Annotated in this window: 15 protein-coding genes; 11 read left to right on the forward strand and 4 right to left on the reverse strand. The window is 67.9% G+C overall.

The window, feature by feature from the left end; all coding sequences use genetic code 11:
* Positions 1-93: 93 nt before the first annotated feature.
* Positions 94-1,656 (reverse strand): lipopolysaccharide biosynthesis protein, encoded by a 1,563-nt coding sequence (locus AC2CHE_RS06045; RefSeq protein ID WP_484503897.1) that lies wholly within the window; start codon positions 1,654-1,656, stop codon positions 94-96.
* The gene (locus tag AC2CHE_RS06050; RefSeq protein WP_484503898.1) at positions 1,649-2,527 is read right to left on the reverse strand and encodes a sugar transferase; all 879 of its coding nucleotides are present in this window, start codon (positions 2,525-2,527) and stop codon (positions 1,649-1,651) included. The genes AC2CHE_RS06045 and AC2CHE_RS06050 overlap by 8 nt, the downstream gene beginning before the upstream one ends.
* A 378-nt stretch (positions 2,528-2,905) precedes the next feature.
* On the opposite strand from AC2CHE_RS06050, the gene AC2CHE_RS06055 reads away from it, so the two are divergent.
* The 8 genes from AC2CHE_RS06055 to AC2CHE_RS06090 all read left to right on the forward strand — a co-directional run bounded on the left by AC2CHE_RS06055 (position 2,906) and on the right by AC2CHE_RS06090 (position 13,181).
* Complete coding sequence (locus tag AC2CHE_RS06055; protein WP_484503899.1) at positions 2,906-3,964, forward strand: GDP-mannose 4,6-dehydratase; 1,059 nt, start codon at positions 2,906-2,908, stop codon at positions 3,962-3,964.
* Positions 3,965-4,562: 598 nt separating this feature from the next.
* Entirely contained in the window at positions 4,563-5,030 is a 468-nt protein-coding gene (locus tag AC2CHE_RS06060) for a hypothetical protein (protein WP_484503900.1), read from the forward strand.
* Positions 5,020-6,525 carry a glycosyltransferase gene (locus AC2CHE_RS06065; RefSeq protein ID WP_484503901.1) on the forward strand — a complete coding sequence of 502 codons (1,506 nt, stop codon included), beginning with the start codon at positions 5,020-5,022 and terminating at the stop codon, positions 6,523-6,525. Before AC2CHE_RS06060 ends, AC2CHE_RS06065 begins: the two co-directional genes overlap by 11 nt.
* The gene (locus AC2CHE_RS06070; RefSeq protein WP_484503902.1) at positions 6,513-7,370 is read left to right on the forward strand and encodes a choice-of-anchor P family protein; all 858 of its coding nucleotides are present in this window, start codon (positions 6,513-6,515) and stop codon (positions 7,368-7,370) included. Before AC2CHE_RS06065 ends, AC2CHE_RS06070 begins: the two co-directional genes overlap by 13 nt.
* Before the next feature lie 3 nt (positions 7,371-7,373).
* Positions 7,374-8,585 (forward strand): non-hydrolyzing UDP-N-acetylglucosamine 2-epimerase, encoded by a 1,212-nt coding sequence (wecB, locus tag AC2CHE_RS06075; RefSeq protein WP_484503903.1) that lies wholly within the window; start codon positions 7,374-7,376, stop codon positions 8,583-8,585.
* Between the two features lie 13 nt (positions 8,586-8,598).
* Complete coding sequence (locus tag AC2CHE_RS06080; RefSeq protein WP_484503904.1) at positions 8,599-10,797, forward strand: acyltransferase family protein; 2,199 nt, start codon at positions 8,599-8,601, stop codon at positions 10,795-10,797.
* Positions 10,798-11,168: 371 nt separating this feature from the next.
* Entirely contained in the window at positions 11,169-12,497 is a 1,329-nt protein-coding gene (locus AC2CHE_RS06085; protein ID WP_484503905.1) for an acyltransferase family protein, read from the forward strand.
* A 111-nt stretch (positions 12,498-12,608) separates the two neighbouring features.
* Positions 12,609-13,181: a dihydrofolate reductase family protein gene (locus AC2CHE_RS06090; protein ID WP_484503906.1), complete on the forward strand. Its 573-nt coding sequence runs from the start codon at positions 12,609-12,611 to the stop codon at positions 13,179-13,181.
* On the opposite strand, the gene AC2CHE_RS06095 is transcribed toward AC2CHE_RS06090, so the two are convergent.
* Positions 13,182-13,562 (reverse strand): winged helix-turn-helix transcriptional regulator, encoded by a 381-nt coding sequence (locus AC2CHE_RS06095; RefSeq protein WP_484503907.1) that lies wholly within the window; start codon positions 13,560-13,562, stop codon positions 13,182-13,184.
* Positions 13,563-13,639: 77 nt separating this feature from the next.
* Here AC2CHE_RS06095 and AC2CHE_RS06100 point away from each other — a divergent pair, with 77 nt between their 5' ends.
* The 3 genes from AC2CHE_RS06100 (at position 13,640) to AC2CHE_RS06110 (ending at position 15,749) form a co-directional block, all read left to right on the forward strand.
* Complete coding sequence (locus tag AC2CHE_RS06100; protein WP_484503908.1) at positions 13,640-14,509, forward strand: MBL fold metallo-hydrolase; 870 nt, start codon at positions 13,640-13,642, stop codon at positions 14,507-14,509.
* A complete protein-coding gene (locus tag AC2CHE_RS06105; RefSeq protein WP_484503909.1) occupies positions 14,506-15,393 on the forward strand; it encodes an alpha/beta hydrolase in 888 nt (295 codons plus the stop codon). Before AC2CHE_RS06100 ends, AC2CHE_RS06105 begins: the two co-directional genes overlap by 4 nt.
* Before the next feature lie 131 nt (positions 15,394-15,524).
* Positions 15,525-15,749 (forward strand): nucleotidyltransferase domain-containing protein, encoded by a 225-nt coding sequence (locus AC2CHE_RS06110; RefSeq protein ID WP_484503910.1) that lies wholly within the window; start codon positions 15,525-15,527, stop codon positions 15,747-15,749.
* A gap of 155 nt (positions 15,750-15,904) precedes the next feature.
* Here AC2CHE_RS06110 and AC2CHE_RS06115 read toward each other — a convergent pair whose 3' ends face one another.
* On the reverse strand, positions 15,905-16,462 hold the full coding sequence (locus AC2CHE_RS06115; RefSeq protein ID WP_484503911.1) for a helix-turn-helix domain-containing protein: 558 nt from the start codon (positions 16,460-16,462) through the stop codon (positions 15,905-15,907).
* Between the last annotated feature and the right edge of the window lie 16 nt (positions 16,463-16,478).

Here is a 16,478-nt window from a genome sequence, read left to right on the forward strand (position 1 = left end):
AGCAGGTGCAACGGCGTACGGCGCCACCGAGGGCTTCGCGGTGTGGCTGGCCGTTTCCACAGTTCAGACATTGAACGGGGGGCAGGTCAAGGCTCATCGGTGAACTCCAATGGCCAGCGTGGTTCGGACCCGACCGGCGAGCGACCGCAGCCAGGCTCGTTCGTCGGCTCGCGGATATCCGCAGAGCATGAGCAGCCCGGCGGCGAGCGTCAGCGTCAGGCCCGCACGGGTGATCACGGAAAGCGCTGCGCAGGATCGTCCCGGACCGTCCGGCAGGTACCCGACGAGGGCCGCCGTGATGACCCCCGCCACCGTCGCGGCGGCGGTCGGTGTCCACAGGGTCCGCAGCATCGGCCGCATCGGGCGCGCCGTCGCCTGGTGGAAGTGGGCCATGAAGTACGCCGTGGCGAGCACCACCGCGAGCGCGGTACCGGTTGGCACTCCGAGCGGACCAGCGAAGATCAGCAGCGGTACGGTCAGCGCCACGTTCAACACGACCGACAGCAGCACGTAGCGCGTCTCAAGGCCGGGACGGCCCTCGACCCGGGCGACGATGGTGGCCGCGCCCATGATCAGGTTGAGCGCGTACGCGGGGGCGAGGACCGCGATGGTCGGCGCGGCCCACGACACCGGTTCCCCGAGCCACAGCCGCACCAGGGGATCGGCGCTGACCATCAGGGCTGCCGCCGCCGGCGCGAGAAACGTGGCCAGGTGACGTGTCGCGTCAAGGTAGAAGGTGTCGAGCCAGGCCCGTCCGCCGGTGACCGTGCGCCGGACCGCAGCGGGAAACAACACGAGCAACGCGAAGCCGGGCGGTAGACGCAACAGATTGAGCAGACGGACGCCGAGGTCGGCGTTGCCGGCCACCGCTGGGCCGAAGAAGCCGCCGAGGACGAGCCGATCGAGTTCCACGTTCACGGCGGCGGCGCCGCTGGACACCTGAACCCGCAGACCGTACTCGCCGATACGACGGACATCGTGACCGCTCAGGCGGCCCCAGCGGGGAGTCAGGTTTCGGTGCCGGTGTTCTGCGGCGGCGGCGAGCAGAATGGTCCGGATCGCACTTGTCCCCCCGGTGGCGGCGGCGAGCGCGACCAGACCGCCGCCGAGCCGCACCACCGCGATCGTCAGTGCCGCCCCGAGGATGGCCATCGCGGTGCTCACCAGTGCCAACGTTCCGTAGCGCTGAACACCCTCCAGCACCGCGCGCCAGGGGAGTTCCACCCCGTTGGCCACCAGACCGAGCAGCAGCCATAGCGCCGCGTGCCACGCGTCTCGGGTCAGCTCACCGAGTCGTAGCAGGTGGGCGATCCACGGCCAACAGGCGGCGAGCGCGGAGAAGGTGAGCCCGCCGAGGATGAGTCCCCAGGCCAGGCCGAGCCCGAGCAGCCGCCTGATCACCTCGCTCGGCTCGCTCTGGGCGTTGACGCTCGCCACCTCCCGCACCAGGGCGGAGCCGAGGCCGAGGTCGAACAGCGCGGCGATGGCGAGCAGACCGGTCAGCAGCACCCAGATGCCGAACGCCTTGGGTCCGAGATGCTGGTAGACGATGGGCAGTGTGACCAGCCCGGCCAGTGCCATCACCACCCGGGCGCCCAGCATGCTCAACGTGTTGCGGGCAAGTCGCCCGCCAGCGGTGCCGGTCGGGCTAGCCACGGGGGAATCCCCGGAACAGGTCCAGGACGGTCAGGGCCAGTAGGCTCAGGTCCAGCCGCAGCGAACGACAGTTGAGGTAGAACAGGTCGCAGCGGAGCTTCTCCTCCACCGTGGCGGCGTAGCCACCGGTGAGTTGCGCGAGCCCGGTGAGTCCCGGTCGGACCAGATGACGCAGGTCGTAGTGCGGCAGTTGCCGGAACTCCGCGATGAACTCGGGCCGCTCGGGGCGGGGACCGACCAGACTCATCTCGCCGCGGATGACGTTCCACAGTTGCGGGAGTTCGTCCAGCCGGGTGCGGCGCAGATGGCGGCCGACCCGGGTGATCCGGGTGTCCTCCGGCTGGGCAAGCACCGGTCCGGTCTCGCGCTCCGCCCCGGTTCGCATGGTCCGGAACTTGATCATGTAGAACGGCCGTCCCCCCGTGCCGACGCGTTGCTGGCGGTAGAACGGCGGACCGGTGAAGGAGAGCACGATGGTGATGGCGAGGATCAGCGGAAGCACCAGCGTCGCGCTGAGCGCGATGATGCCAAGGTCGAGGTACCGCTTGACATGTTCGCTGGCGCGACGACGCTGGCTCGACCGCAGTCGGATCCAGGGCAGCCCGCCGAAGCGCCGGAGGCCTCGGGTGGGCAGTAGTCCGTAGACGGGCCGTGCCAACACCAGGATCTCCACGCCCAGTTGCTGGCATGCGGCCACCGTGGGCTCGTCGATGCTGTCGAGCGAATTCTTGAGCAGTAGCACCCTTGGCCGTAGCCGTCGAAGGACCGCCGTGAGTTGCTCGGTGCGACCGGGCGCCGGCACGCGAAGCGCGACGTCGAAGTCCTCGTTGAGCCGGTCGGACCGTACGGGCGAGTCGGCCGGCTCGATCACCAGTGCGCGTAGGCGTCCGCCGCCCGCCTGCCGCGCCGAGACGCTCCGGCGGCCGCTGAGCAGAGACGTATCCCCGTGCCGGCAAGGCGGGTGTCCAGGCTTCGTTCGCGGAGAATCTTCAATTGGCGTGGCGATTGACGGTTTGTCCACGCGGCTGACCTCCTCCCAGCGGACCAAGAGCTTGTTGATGCTCCCGACAGCACTATGAACGATTCACCGGGATAAACCGGCTATTTGCCACAAAAAAAAGCTTCTTCGTATACGAAAACTCCTGCCCGATTGGTGCCTTTATGCCAGGATGATCCTGCTCAACGAAAGGTAACGGCAGTCGCACGGCGATGCCGAGAAAAGTCCTCACCCGCCGTCAAGGAGTTCACGATGGAAGTTCCGCCGAACGGGGTCGAGTCAGTCGGGCAAGGCAACTCGGTTCCGAGTCGCGTTCTGGTGACGGGCGGGGCCGGATTCATCGGCAGTCACGTCGTCGCGCGCTTGATGCTGATGGGCATTCACGTCAAAGTGCTCGACGACTTCTCGACGGGCCGGGTCGAGAACCTCGCCGACGCAGCGTACGGCGGACTCTCGCAGTCAGACGTCCTCAGAGGCGACATCCGCACCGCGGAGGCGGTCGACATCATTCATGAGTGGCAACCCGAAGTGGTGGTACACCTCGCGGGTCAGGGCAGCCTGCAGGCAGCCCGAGAGTCCCCGCTGTTCGACGCCGATGTGAACATCTTCGGGACGATCAACGTGCTGGACGCCTGCGCGCAGGCTGGAGTACGGCTGTTCGTGCATGCCGCCAGCAGTGCGATCTACGGTAATCTCCCGTCGGGGGCGCTGCCGATCCGGGAGGACCGACCACTGGCGGCCACAAGTCCGTACGGCATCAGCAAGGCTGTGGCGCTCTGCTATCTGGATTGGTACCGGCGAGAGCGCGGCATGATGTACACGGCTCTGGCGCTCGGCAACGTCTACGGCCCGCGGCCCGCGGGGGGCAGTAGCAGCGTGGTGGCCGTGATCACCGAGGCGCTGCTGAACGGCCACTCACCCACCATCCACGGCGACGGCGAGCAGACCCGAGACTTCGTGCACATCGTGGACGTGGCCGACGCGGTGGCCCGAGCCTGTCATTACCCGGGCGCCGGACTGGTCAACATCGGCACCGGCATAGAGACCAGCGTCAACGACCTCTATGGGCTTGTCCGCTCGGTGCTGGCGGTGGAGGCGGATGCGCACTACGCGCCGCATCCCAACCCGGATGAGGTGCGCCGGATGGCGCTGGACAGCAGTAAGGCGCTCACTCAACTCGGGTGGCGGCCCACGATCGGGCTCGCCGAGGGAGTCCAGCTCACCGTCCGCGAAGCATGGCGGCGGCGCGCGGGGGGCGCACAGCACACCTACCGGCCACGACAGGGGCAGCCGGTGGGAGCCTCGCAGTGACCTGCCCCTTCACCTCATCGGTCTAGCCACCGAGCGAGCATCGACGATCCGGTCGGGGTGCGACCGCCACACGTGCGATGAAGGCCGTGTACGCGACCCCGGTCGCGCTGTTCCTGGACGCTTGACCAGCTGCACCCCCGGAGCCCATCACCGGGGCATTCCATGCTGCCCAGCCTCTGCCCATGTGGCTCGGGGCTGCTCGGTGTTGTCCGCGCTCCGCCGGATCCGCTTCCGGGCAATCCGCGGCGGGTCCATCGCGAAGATCAGTCAGATTGGGGATAGGTCACCTATCGCCAGCCATGTCCTATATGTTCCTTTTGTCGCGCAAGGGCTGCGCCTCATACCGGAGGGAGTGAAGGCTGATGTACGGGGTTCCGACGAAGGGGCCGGCGGTCGGCGGAGGGCTGGCCACGACCGGCGTGGCGATACATTCCTGGCTGCTCGTCGGGATCGGACTGATCCTGCTGGGGACCACCCTCTGGCTCGCCACGTTCGTGAGTCGACCTAGATGAGCACACGGCCGCCGACCGACCGATCCACCGCGAAGAGTTGGCTCCAGGCTTCGATCGGTGCTGTCTGCGGCATCGCGTTAGGGACTGTGTTGCTGCGGCGATGGCACGACGTGGCAGTGGTCGAGGCATGGCTCAACGCCCGACTGGTCTCCGCGATCGGTCTCGCGGAAACCACCTCCATCGGGGCCGCCGTCATCTTCCCGCTGGAACAACGCTGGGTCGGCTTTCTGGTCTCCACCGGTTGCTCGGTCGCCCTGCTGCTGGTTCCACCATTCGTCCTCGCCGCCCTGCTGGTCGGCTTCCGGCGGGTGACGCTGACCCGTGCGCTGGTCGCGGTGGCCCTGGCGATCGGGCTGCTCGTGGTGGTCAACCAGATACGCCTCGCGGCCGTTGTCGCGTCGATGCAGCTGTGGGGATTCGAGGTCGGTTACCAGCGCAGCCATGTGCTCATCGGATCGGCCATCAGCACGGTCGGGCTCATCGCCGTGGCCATCGTGTTCTTTCTCCTGGTAGGGCGGGGAAGCCGGACACGGAGGTCACCAGGTGCCCGTTGAGATCCAGTCCCTTGCCATTCTGAACACGGCGGCCTTCCTGCTCTGCGTCTATTTCTGTGCCTACGTGCTGAGCATTCTCATCATCCACCTACGCACACGTCGAGCAAGCGGCAGCGACTACACCAGCTACGACTGGCACATCGTCATCCCCTGCCGCAATGAGGCCAGCGTGATCGCGGGCAGCCTGCACCGACTGCTGCGTGACCTCCCCGACGTCACCGTGTGGTGCGTCGATGACGGGTCGGACGACGGCACGGACGCGGTGCTGCACTCGTTCACCGCCGACCCCCGTGTCCGTGTCGTATCCCGCCGGCTGCCCGATGCCGCACAGGGCAAAGGGGCGGCGCTGAACGCCGCGTGGGAGGCGATCGCGCGCCACCTACCCGCGGACGCCGTCCTCGAACGGACCATCGTCGGTGTTCTCGACGCCGACAGCTACCTGGATCCTCGGTGTCGCTCCGCGCTCGTTGGCCCGCGGTACTTCGGCGCCGCCGAGGTGGCCGCGGTACAGGTCGAGGTCCGAATGATCCAGTGCGCTCGGCCGGCCGGAGAATCCGGCAGGTGGGCCCGGCTGCTGGTCCGGCTCCAGGACATGGAGTTCCGCGCGCCGATCGCGGCCATGCAGTCACTGCGCCGCTACACCGCGAGCGTCGCGATGGGCGGTAACGGCCAGTTCACCCGGGTCTCGCTGTTGCGGCAGCTCGCGACGGAGCACGGCACCCCCTGGCACGGGGCGCTGCTGGAGGACTTCGAACTCGGCCTGCACATCCTGCTGCAGGGCGGCCGTACCGAGTACTGCGCGGAGACCTGGGTCGCCCAGGAGGCGTTGACCCGGATCCGACCACTGATCCGCCAGCGAACCCGCTGGGCGCAGGGATCGATGCAGTGTGGTCGCTATCTGGCCGCCGTCCTGCACTCTCGACGGATCAGCAACTCCGCCACGCTGGAGATCGCCCACTTCCTCGCGGCGCCCTGGTTCCAGCTCCTCGGCACACCGATCTATCTGGGCTGTCTCGTCGTGCTCGGATGGTACGTAGCCCACACGCCCGGCGGTATCACCGCCTGGTGGGCAGGAGGTGGTTGGGGCGTACCCCCGCTGATTGCGTTGTTCGGGGTCCTTCCGTTCGCGGTCTGGGGCCTGGTCTACCGCAACAGATGTGAACCGCACCTGTCGGTGGCCGCCGCCCTGGGGCTCGGCGTCGGTCACTGGCTCTACAGCTACGTGCAGTCCGTAGCTGTCTGGATCGCGTTCGCGCGAATGCTCACCTCCCGCTCCGAGTGGCAGAAGACCGCGCGTGGCGCCGATCTGACGCCGTCGAGCCGGGCCTCCGACAGCGACCCGAGCCCGCCGCTCTCGGCTGGCACGGTCGCGCAGCGCGGTGGCCGCCCACGCGGCACGGTCTCCGTTACGCAACCCCCGGCAAAGCCCACCCCCACCCACCGCCCCGATGGTCCCGTCAGAAACAGAAAGAGAGATTTCGCATGCACAAAGTAGGGTCCGGTGTCGCCCGGGCCGCGGCGACCATCGCCGGCGGTCTGGCACTAGTTCTGGTCGTCGCGTCACCCGCGATGGCCGACACCTCCCAGTCCAGCGCATCGGCACTTCAGATCAGCCTGGTCGGAGGTGGCCTGGCAAGCTCCGGTACCGCCAGCGCCACCAACGACGGCACGACCGAATCCATCTCGGGCAACACGAACCCGCCGTTGGCTGTGCTCGGCAGCCAGACCGTCATCAGCGCCGGAGTCCTCGGGCAGTACGTACGCGCCTACAACGACGGCACCTCCGCCGCCTGCGCCGGCGTGCTCGGCAGCGGCGGTGCCATCACCATCGGCCCCGGGGGCGCGTGCACGGTAACCCCCGGTGCTCAGGTGACGCTGGCCCTCGGCACGAACGGGCTAGCCACGATCGACCTCGTCGCGGACGCCATCTATTCCGAATGCACCGCGACGAGCAGCCCTTCGGCGACCGGCACCGCAACTCTCGTCAACGCCAGCATCGTCTCGACCCTGCTGGGCGTGCCGACGACTCTGCTCAGCCTGCCCGCCAATCCCGCGCCGAACACGGGGTTGAGCGTCCCCGGACTGCTGGACCTCACCCTGAACGGGCAGTCCAGTTCCAGCGTCGGCCAGTTGAGCGTAACGGCACTGGATCTTTCCGCTCTGGGTGGCGCGCTCGCCTCGGTGGTCATCGGCCTGTCCAGCTGTGGAGTAAACGCCGTCGCACCGCCCATCCCGGTCATTCCGCTTGCCGGTGCACCGCTTGCGCTAGGCCTTGGCGCCCTGGCCGCTGGCACCGGTGGCTTCCTCGTGAGCCGCCGTCGACGCGCAGGTCGGGGCTGATCGATGGGACGTGACAGAGCGAGGCCACCCGAGGTGCTGATCCTGGCCGGTACTCGACCTGAGGGCGTCAAGATCGCGCCACTGGTGCGCCTCCTCTGTCACGACCCGAAGTTGAGCACAACCGTCGTCGACAGCGGTCAGCAACCCGGCCGTGTCGATGAGGCACTGGCCCCGTTCGGGCTGCGTGCCGACACCGCCCTGGCCCTCCGGCGTAGGACGGGCTCTCTTGCCGAGCTCGCCACCGAGCTGACCAGCGCGGTGGAGCTACTGCTGACTGGTCGCCGACCAGACGCGGTGGTGGTTCACGGAGACACCACCACCGCGCTGGTCGGCGGGCTCGTGGCGTTCTGGAACCGGATACCGGTCGTACATCTGGAAGCCGGGTTGCGTAGTCACCAACCTCAGGAGCCGTTCCCGGAGGAGTCCAACCGGGCGATGCTCGCTCGCATCGCCACCCTGCACCTTGCCCCGACCAGCACGGCCCGACGCAATCTGCTCGCCGAGGGGATACCCGCCGGACGCATCGTGATCACCGGCAACACCGTCGTCGACGCCGTACAAGCGCTGCTGCGAGAGGGGCTGACCCGCGTTCCCACGTGGATCGACCCGCGTCGCCGTCTGATCGTGGCCACCACGCACCGCAGAGAGAGTTGGGGCGTGGGAATCGCCAAGGTTCTGCAGGCACTGGCCAGGGTCGCCGAGGACCGTCCCGACATTGAACTGGCGGTCATCGCTCACCCGAACCCCCGGCTCGCCGAGCAAGCCCGGACCGAATTGCCCGACCTGCCGAACATCCGACTGCTCGCTCCGCTGGCATATCCCGACATGCTGGGACTGCTTCGCGCGTCACACGTGGTGGTGACCGACTCGGGCGGACTCCAGGAAGAGGCGGCCAGCCTCGGTGTTCCGCTCGTGGTCACCCGGACCGCGACCGAGCGACCGGAAATCATCGAGCACCAGCTAGGGGATCTCGTCGGCACCGATCCCGACCGCATCGTCGAGGCCGTCGGTCGCCGCCTCGGTCAGCCCGCCCCGACCGGGGCCCGTGAAGTCTACGGCGACGGTCACGCAGCGCAGCGGTGCGTCCAAGCCATCGCCACCTTGCTGGGCAGGCAGGCCACGCAGCACGTGCCCACACCGAACAACCGCGCTGCGGCGCGGCAGGTCATTACCGCAGGCTCCGCGTCTGTCCTTACCGAGTCACCCGGTCAGTAAGAACGACATCGAGATGAGCCACGATCAGGCCCTCACCCGGGGTGGAACACCGCGTCTGCCCGGCGGTGCTGAGCGTCAAGCAGCCGGCAGCGACGGCACCATCCTGGCAGGCCGCTTTCGCCGCGACATCGAGGGGCTACGAGGGCTCGCACTGCTACTGGTGCTGGTCGGGCACGCCGGCCTGCCGGGGCTTCCCGGCGCCTTCGTCGCCGTCGACGTCTTCTTCGTGATCTCCGGGTTCCTGATCACCGGACTCCTCGTCGACGAGGTACGCCGATCCGGCACGATCTCCATCGCCGGCTTCTACGTCCGACGCGCCAAACGTCTGTTGCCGGCCGCGAGCGTCGTCATCGTGGCGAGCGTCCTGCTCACCTACCTGTTCCTGCCGCCAATTCGCTGGTCCGAGACGGCCCGGGACGCGTTGGCCAGCACCGCCTACGTGATGAACTGGCGGCTGGTCGAGCAGTCGACCGACCATCTACGTGCTGAGGAAGCACCGAGCATTCTCCAGCACTTTTGGTCGCTCGCGGTGGAGGAGCAGTTCTACCTACTGTGGCCGCTGCTTCTGCTCGCTGTCGGCGTGCTGAGCCGGCAGTGCCGTACGCGCGGGGTCAGAACCCGAAACGCGGCCGCCTGGCACGGACTTTCGGGCCGTCACCGCAGGCGGCTTCTTGGTGACCGGATGGCCGTGTCGTTGCTGGTCGCCTTCACTCTGGTCGGCGTTCCGTCACTGATGTGGTCGATACATCTGAGTCAGGCCGATCCAGCCCGGGCATACCTCGTCACCACCACTCGTGTGTGGGAGCTGGCCCTGGGTGGTGCCCTGGCGATCCTGGGCGGACAGCTACATCGCCTGTCGCGTCGAGTCGCCCTGGCCCTCGGCTGGACCGGGATGGCTGCGGTGGCCCTCGCCGCGGCGTCGATCCGACCGGAGACGGCTGCCTACCCGGGATACGTCGCGCTGCTACCCACGCTCGGTGCCGTTGCCATCATCGCGGCCGGCCCCAGCGCTGGCCGATTCGGTCCTGCCCTGCTCCTCGAACAACGGCCGATTCGGGCGGCCGGGGTCGTCTCGTACTCCTGGTATCTGTGGCACTGGCCGTTGCTGGTGGTGGCGGAGACCCGGTGGGGTCCGCTGGGTACCGGCGCTGGGCTCGCGATGGTTCTCTGTTCGGCGGTGCCGGCAGTGCTGACCTATCACCTCGTGGAGAACCCATGTCGGCACAGCCGGTTTGCCAAGGCCCGTACCCTCCGCCTGGGCCTGGTCGCGACCAGCGTGACGGCCCTCGCCGGGGTCGGGCTTCAGCTCGCTGTCCGGCCACCGGTCGCATCGGTGCTCACGACCCCGCAGCAGGTGGCCGGCGCAGCGAGCGGTGCGCTACCCGGCAGCAGCGACTCGTTGCCGCTGGTCGACCGGTTCGCCACCATCCGTCCTGATCCGTTCGAAGCTCGCGACGATCTGCCTGACGTCTACCAGGACGGCTGTGTCACGCAGGCACGGGAGGCGGAGTTGCGCAGCTGCGTCTACGGCAACCGTGACTCTGCGGTCGAGGTGGCCCTGGCCGGTGATTCCCACGCGGCGCACTGGGTGCCGGCGCTGCAGGTCGTTGCGGCCGAGCGCGGCTGGCGCCTGGTCACCTACGTCAAGACCACATGTTCCTTCTTGACGGCGCCGATCGTCATCGGCGGGCAGACCGATGAGAGTTGCACCGAGTGGAACCGGCGACTTCGAACGGCGCTGGTCGGCGAACGACGACCACAACTGTTGATCGTATCCAGCGTTACCCAGATTCCCCTGGTGAATGGCGGCACGCCGCCACCGGGCCCGGCGACGGCGGACGCCCAGGCGGCAGCGCTGCTGGAAACCTGGTCGGATCTCACCGACGTCGGGCTGCCGCTGATGGTCATCCGAGATACACCAGCATTCAAAGTTGATATGGCCGAGTGTGTCTCGGCCAATCGCGAGCGGCTGAGCACCTGCGCACAGCCGCGGCAGAGCGCGCTCGCCTGGGGCGTCCCTCAGCAGCGTGCCGCCGCCGCCCTGCCGGCTGTGCATCTCGCTGACCTGAATGACAAGATCTGTCCCTTCGAGCTGTGCCCTGCCGTGATCGACGGGATGCTCGTGTACCGGGATGCTCACCATTTGACCGCCACCTATGCTCGGAGGCTCGCACCCGAGTTCCATGAGCTGTTGCGTAGACACCTGCCCTGAGACGCCTTGTGTCAGTCGACCCGACCACGTTGACTGCCCCAAGTAGCGTGTGATCGCATCCCCTGAAAGACCTTTCGGGTGGTCTGTGTGCGTTCCGCCCGCATTGCCTGGTATCTCTGCAACACTAATTCATGCGACAACTCGAACGTCGCGGGGAAGTTCGATCCTTCGTGCACTCGAACGCTGGATCGGATGACGCTCTACCGCACTGCCTCCTCGAGACCCGAGGTTGGCGGCGTACGGCGGCAGATGCCGGACAGAATCCGGAGTCATGTCGCCACCGGAGGCTCTCCGTGGTACGTGACCGGGTTCGTGCCCATATAACGCACTGGCCGTGTCGAGCAACTGCCAGAACCGGCAGCACGTCATTGGTGGCGAAGCGATCGGTCTGGTGGCAGAACTGTTCGGCCTGCGCAGGTGTCAAGGTCTTGAAGAGGGGTCGGCAGGTGCAGGCGTGGGTCGACGAGCAGCGCAACCAGACGTTGCGAGACAGATACTCGGCTCAACACAACGCCTTCGGTGTGCTGCGCCTCGCAATGGCCTGTGGGGTGGTGATCGCGCACGCGGGGCCGATCGGATTCGGCGAGGCGAACCTTGGCGCGAGCCTTTTTGCCGGGCAGAGCGACATCGGCACGATGTGCGTCTACGGCTTCTTCCTGATCTCCGGATTCCTTGTCACGGACAGCGCGCTGCGCTCATCGCTGTCGCAATACATCCGCGCCCGCCTGCTTCGGGTGTTCCCTGGCCTGTGGGTCTGTCTCGTCGTGACGGCCTTCGTTATCGCACCGCTGGTTGCCCTCAAGGAAAACGGCAACCTCAGCGGTTTCTGGGCGCATCCGGAAGGCCCCTTCGATTACGTCACCACGAACCTGTTCGCCTCGATGGAGCAGTTTCCTATTTCCGGTCTTCTCGCCGACACACCCTATGGGCAGATGTTCGGGGGGCCCAGCGCATTCGACGGGTCGCTCTGGACGCTCCGATACGACCTGGCCTTCTACGGTCTCATCGGCATGCTCCTCATGACCTCGGTGCTGCGCCGGTCACCGCGTTGGGTGCTCCTGCTGACCGGCATCTGCTACGCACTGGTGTTACGTGACTTCTTCCTGGGTCCCGCGCTCACCTCGCGTCCGCCGCAGCACGGTGCCGTCGGCCCGTTCCCGCTGATCGGAGCCTTCGCCGCCGACTGGACGCTGATGCTTGGCTTCCTCTTCCTGCTCGGCGTCGCCGCCCGACTCTACGCACACCGGATTCCCGTCAACGGTGTGCTGGCCGGGCTCGCCGCCGCAGTCCTGATCGTCAGCCTGTGGCGGGGCGGCTTCTTTGCCGTCGGTCTACCGACGTTCGCCTACCTGCTGCTGTTCGCGGCGGTGGCACTGCCGAAGAAACTGTTCCGCATCAGCCGACGACACGACTACACCTACGGCATCTACATCTACGGCTTTCCCGTGCAGCAGGTGATCGCCCTGCTCGGCGGCGCCCAGCTCGGAATGGCCGCATACATCGTACTGAGCCTGCTCGGCTCGTTCCTCCTCGCCGTACCCTCGTGGCATCTGGTCGAACGACCGGCGCTACGCTTCAAGACCGCCAGTTTGCGTGCCCGGTCCGACACCGCCGCCGACGTTGATCAGGCTCGGCACGTGTCGGAGCCGGTGCCGACCACCGATGCCGCGCGCCTGTCAGCGGCAGAGCGCCAAGGGTGATGTGGCACCGATCGGATCTACGCACCGACGCGCGTCGCACGTCGGAGGGGTGACCCGCCGGGAAGGCGGCGGCACGCGCTCGGAACGAAGACGGCGTTAGAGTCGCCAGCCATGGGAATTCTCACCTTCAGTATCAACGTCACCCTGGATGGTTGCGTCGACCATCAGGAGGGGATCGCCGATGACGAGACGCACGCCTTCTTCACCCGTCTCATGGATGAGGGTGGGGCGATGCTGTGGGGTCGGGTCACCTACGAGCTGATGGAAAGTTACTGGCCTGCCGTCGCCTGCGGCGACGTGGAGGCGTCGCCGGCCATGCGTGAGTGGGCGGTCAGGCTGGAGGCCAAACCGAAGTACGTGGCGTCGTCGACGCGCCAGGACTTCCCGTGGGCCAACAGCCACCATATCGCCGGTGATCTGCGTGAGGGCGTGCAGAGGCTCAAGGACGCGACGCCGGCCGGGGTCCTGCTGGGGAGCGGCAAGCTCGCGACCGAACTCGACCGGCTGGACCTGATCGACGAGTACAAGCTGCTCGTCCATCCCAGGATCGCTGGTCACGGTCCGACGCTGTACCAGGGCGGGCTACCCGGCACGCGCCGGCTCGAGCTGCTCTCGGCGGAGCCGCTCCGCAACGGTGCGGTGGCCATGCACTACCGCCGCGTCGACCGGCGGCATAGCGGCTGATCAGGCGGGGCTGTTCTCCGTCGCCCAGGCACAGATGGCCGCGAGTGGTTCCTCCAGGGTCTTTCCGAGGGCGGTCAACGCGTACTCGACGTGCTGCGGCGGTGTCCCCCTGAGCACCCGTCGCTGCACCAGCCCGTCGCGCTCCATCTCGCGCAGCGTCTCGGTCAGGACCTTCTGCGTGATCCCCGCGACGCGCCGACGCAGCTCGGCGTGCCGTTGGGGACCGGCGAGCAGCGCGTAAATGATCAGGATCCGCCATTTCGAGGCGAGCCGCTCGATCGCCTGCCGCGTCGTGCAGCCCTCGTCGAGCACATCCGGAACCACCAGCGACACGAGCACCCCCGAGTATCGGACAGCGCCACCGAGGTCGAAGGGCACCACAAAGTGCCTTCTGTTCGACGAGCACGGCGCGACCTAGCGTCGAGTCAACAGTAGACGCCGAAGGGAACGTCGCCGCCATGCCCGACCGCACGTCCGAGTACCGCATCCACACGTACACCGCCGCTGAGGCGGGTCTGTTCGTCAACAGCTACCTCATCGAGACGACCGAGGGGGTCGTGCTCGTTGACGCGAACCTGCTGCTGTCCGACGTTCGCGCCCTCGCCGCGCGTATCGCGGCGCTGCACAAGCCGCTGCTGGGCGTGTTCGTCACGCACGCGCACCCGGACCACTTCAACGGCCTGCCGGTGCTTGCCGGCGACGAGGTGCCGGTGTACGCGGCTGCTGATGTGGCCGACACGATCGCGCGGATCGCCGACGCGAAACGCGCGCAGTGGCAGCCGATATACGGCGACGAGTGGCCGGACCAGCACCGGGTTCCGGACCGGCGGCTCTCCACCGGGGAGATGGTGGAGCTGGGTGGGCTGCGCTTCACCCTGCACGCCGTCGGCGCTGCGGAGAGCCACGCCGACTCCTATCTCACCCTCGACGACCGGGTGTTCATCGGCGATCTGGCCTTCCACGGCACCCATCCGTACACCGCGGACGGGCATACCGGCAGCTGGCTCGCGGCGCTGGACACGCTCACCGGTGTGCTCGACGGTGCCACGCTGTATCCAGGCCATGGCGCGCCGGGCGACGTTGGCATGCTGGCCGACCAGCGGCGATACCTCATGATGTACCGCGAGACCGTGCGCCGCCTCGCAGCCGGGGCACCGACGCTGACCGACGCACAGCGCGAGCAGTTGACCGCCGTGATGACCCGCTTCCTGCCCGGCGCGCCGTTGAGCTGGATGATCGGACTCGGCGCAGACGCGGTCGCCGCGGAGCTGGCAGGCGAGGGGACCGGTGGCGTCGGCACGGCGCCGACCGAGGCGGTGGCGGCATGAACACCGAGCGTGTCACATTCACCGCCGACGGTCTCACGCTGGTCGGCAACCTCGCCGTGGCCGCCGACGGCGCGCCTGCTGTCGTGCTGACCGGGCCGTTCACCGGCGTCAAGGAACAAGTCGTCGGTACGTACGCAGCCCGGCTGCACGAACACGGTCTGACCACACTCGCCTTCGACCACCGGGGTTTCGGCGAGAGCGGCGGGCGCCGCGCCCACGAGGACAGTCAGGGCAAGCTCGCCGACCTGCGCGCAGCGGTGAGCCTGCTCGCCGCGCACCCGGCCGTGGACACCGCTCGGGTGGCCGTCGTCGGGATCTGCCTCGGTGGCGGCTACGCGGTCCGCGCGGCCGCCACCGACCCGAGGATCCGGGCCGTCGTGGGCATCGCCGGCGGATACAACAGCCCCGTCCGCTTCGGCGCGGGCGACACCGACGCATACCGTCGGGCGCTTGGCTCGTTCGTGGAGCGCTACGACGATGAGTTGCCGGCGGTGGCGGCCGACGGCGCACTCGCGGCGATGGGCGGCGACGAACCGTTCGCCTACTACGGCACCCAGCGGTCGACGGCGGCGCACTGGGAGAATCGGGTCACCTACGGCTCGCTGCATGCTCTGATGAGCTTCGATGCGCTTGGTGCGGCGCCGTTGCTCGCCGCCACCCCGCTGCTGGTCGTGCATGGCCGGACCGACGCCTACTGCGCACCAGAACTCGCCGAGGCGCTCTACACCGACGCGACAGGACCGAAGGAGATTCGCTGGCTCGACGCCCGGCAGCACATCGACCTCTACGACGTCGAGCCGTACGTCAGTCAGGCCGCCGACGCGGCCGCGACCTTCCTGCACCGCCACCTTGGTGGCGCTAGCGGGGTGCCCGCGAGTCCATGACCGACCGCAGCGGGAGTGGCCGTACGGTCGTGGGCCTCGATCCGGCCCACCGCGCGCCGCCGTGCCCGTCAGTCCAGGGACGGCGGCGATTCTGGTGTGCTCGGATTTCTCCTGCGCCATAGGCTCGCGGCGTGAACCATCCTGGTGTCGATGCGTGGGCGGCCTGGCACCCGGTCCAGATGGCCGAACGCCTTCGCGACCTGCAGATCCCTTGGTACGTCGCGGCCGGCTGGGCGGTGGATCTGTTCCGTGGCGAGCAGACCCGGGCGCACGGGGACCTGGAGGTCGCCGTGCCCGCGGCGCATTTCGCGCTGCTGCCGCCGCTGTTTCCCGAGCTTGACTTCTGGGTGTGTTGAGCGAGTTGATTGAGCCTGCTGCCCGGCGTGCCGTCCCGGATCGGCTGCACCCACCTCACCACGCCGTACGACTGGTCCACGGCACGAGTGCCTGCCGTCAGAGCTGTGGCGTGATCGGTGTGTTCCCGGCAGCCTGCACCCTGCCCCGGTTACGCTCACTGGTGCAGATGTGCGCGCTGCCCCTCGCGATCGAAGATCATGATCAGCTCGGCCGGCCGGTCAAGCGCCGTCATCGAGTGCGGCGTCATCGTGGAGAACTCGGCTGCTTCGCCCTTCTCCACCTCGATCTGCCGCTCACCGAGCCACAGCAGCACCCTGCCCTCGAGCACCAGGAACCAGTCGTACCCCGGATGGACCCGCTGGGCGGGCATCGTCGCCTCGGGCTCCAACCGGATCTTCAACGCCATGGTGCGCCCATCGACGCGGCTCAGCGGCCACGTCGTGCGCGCACCCGAGCGGTGCTGCACGGGCCGGATCACCACGTCCTCGTCGCTGGTCGCCTCGAAGAGGACGTCGAGGCTGACCTGTAGCGCGTTGGCCAGGGGCACGAGCACATCGAGGCTGAGGGTCCGTTTGCCCGTCTCGACCCGACTTATCGTCGACGGGCTGAGGTTGGTGCGCTCGGCGAGTTCGTCCAGGGAGTAGCCGAGCGTGGTGCGGATGCTCCGCAGCCGGGTGCGCGCCAGCCGCTCCACCTCGCTGCGGTCCTTCATTCTCCGAGTATGATCG

The sequence above is a fragment of the Micromonospora sp. ATLC16 genome (assembly GCF_057196645.1).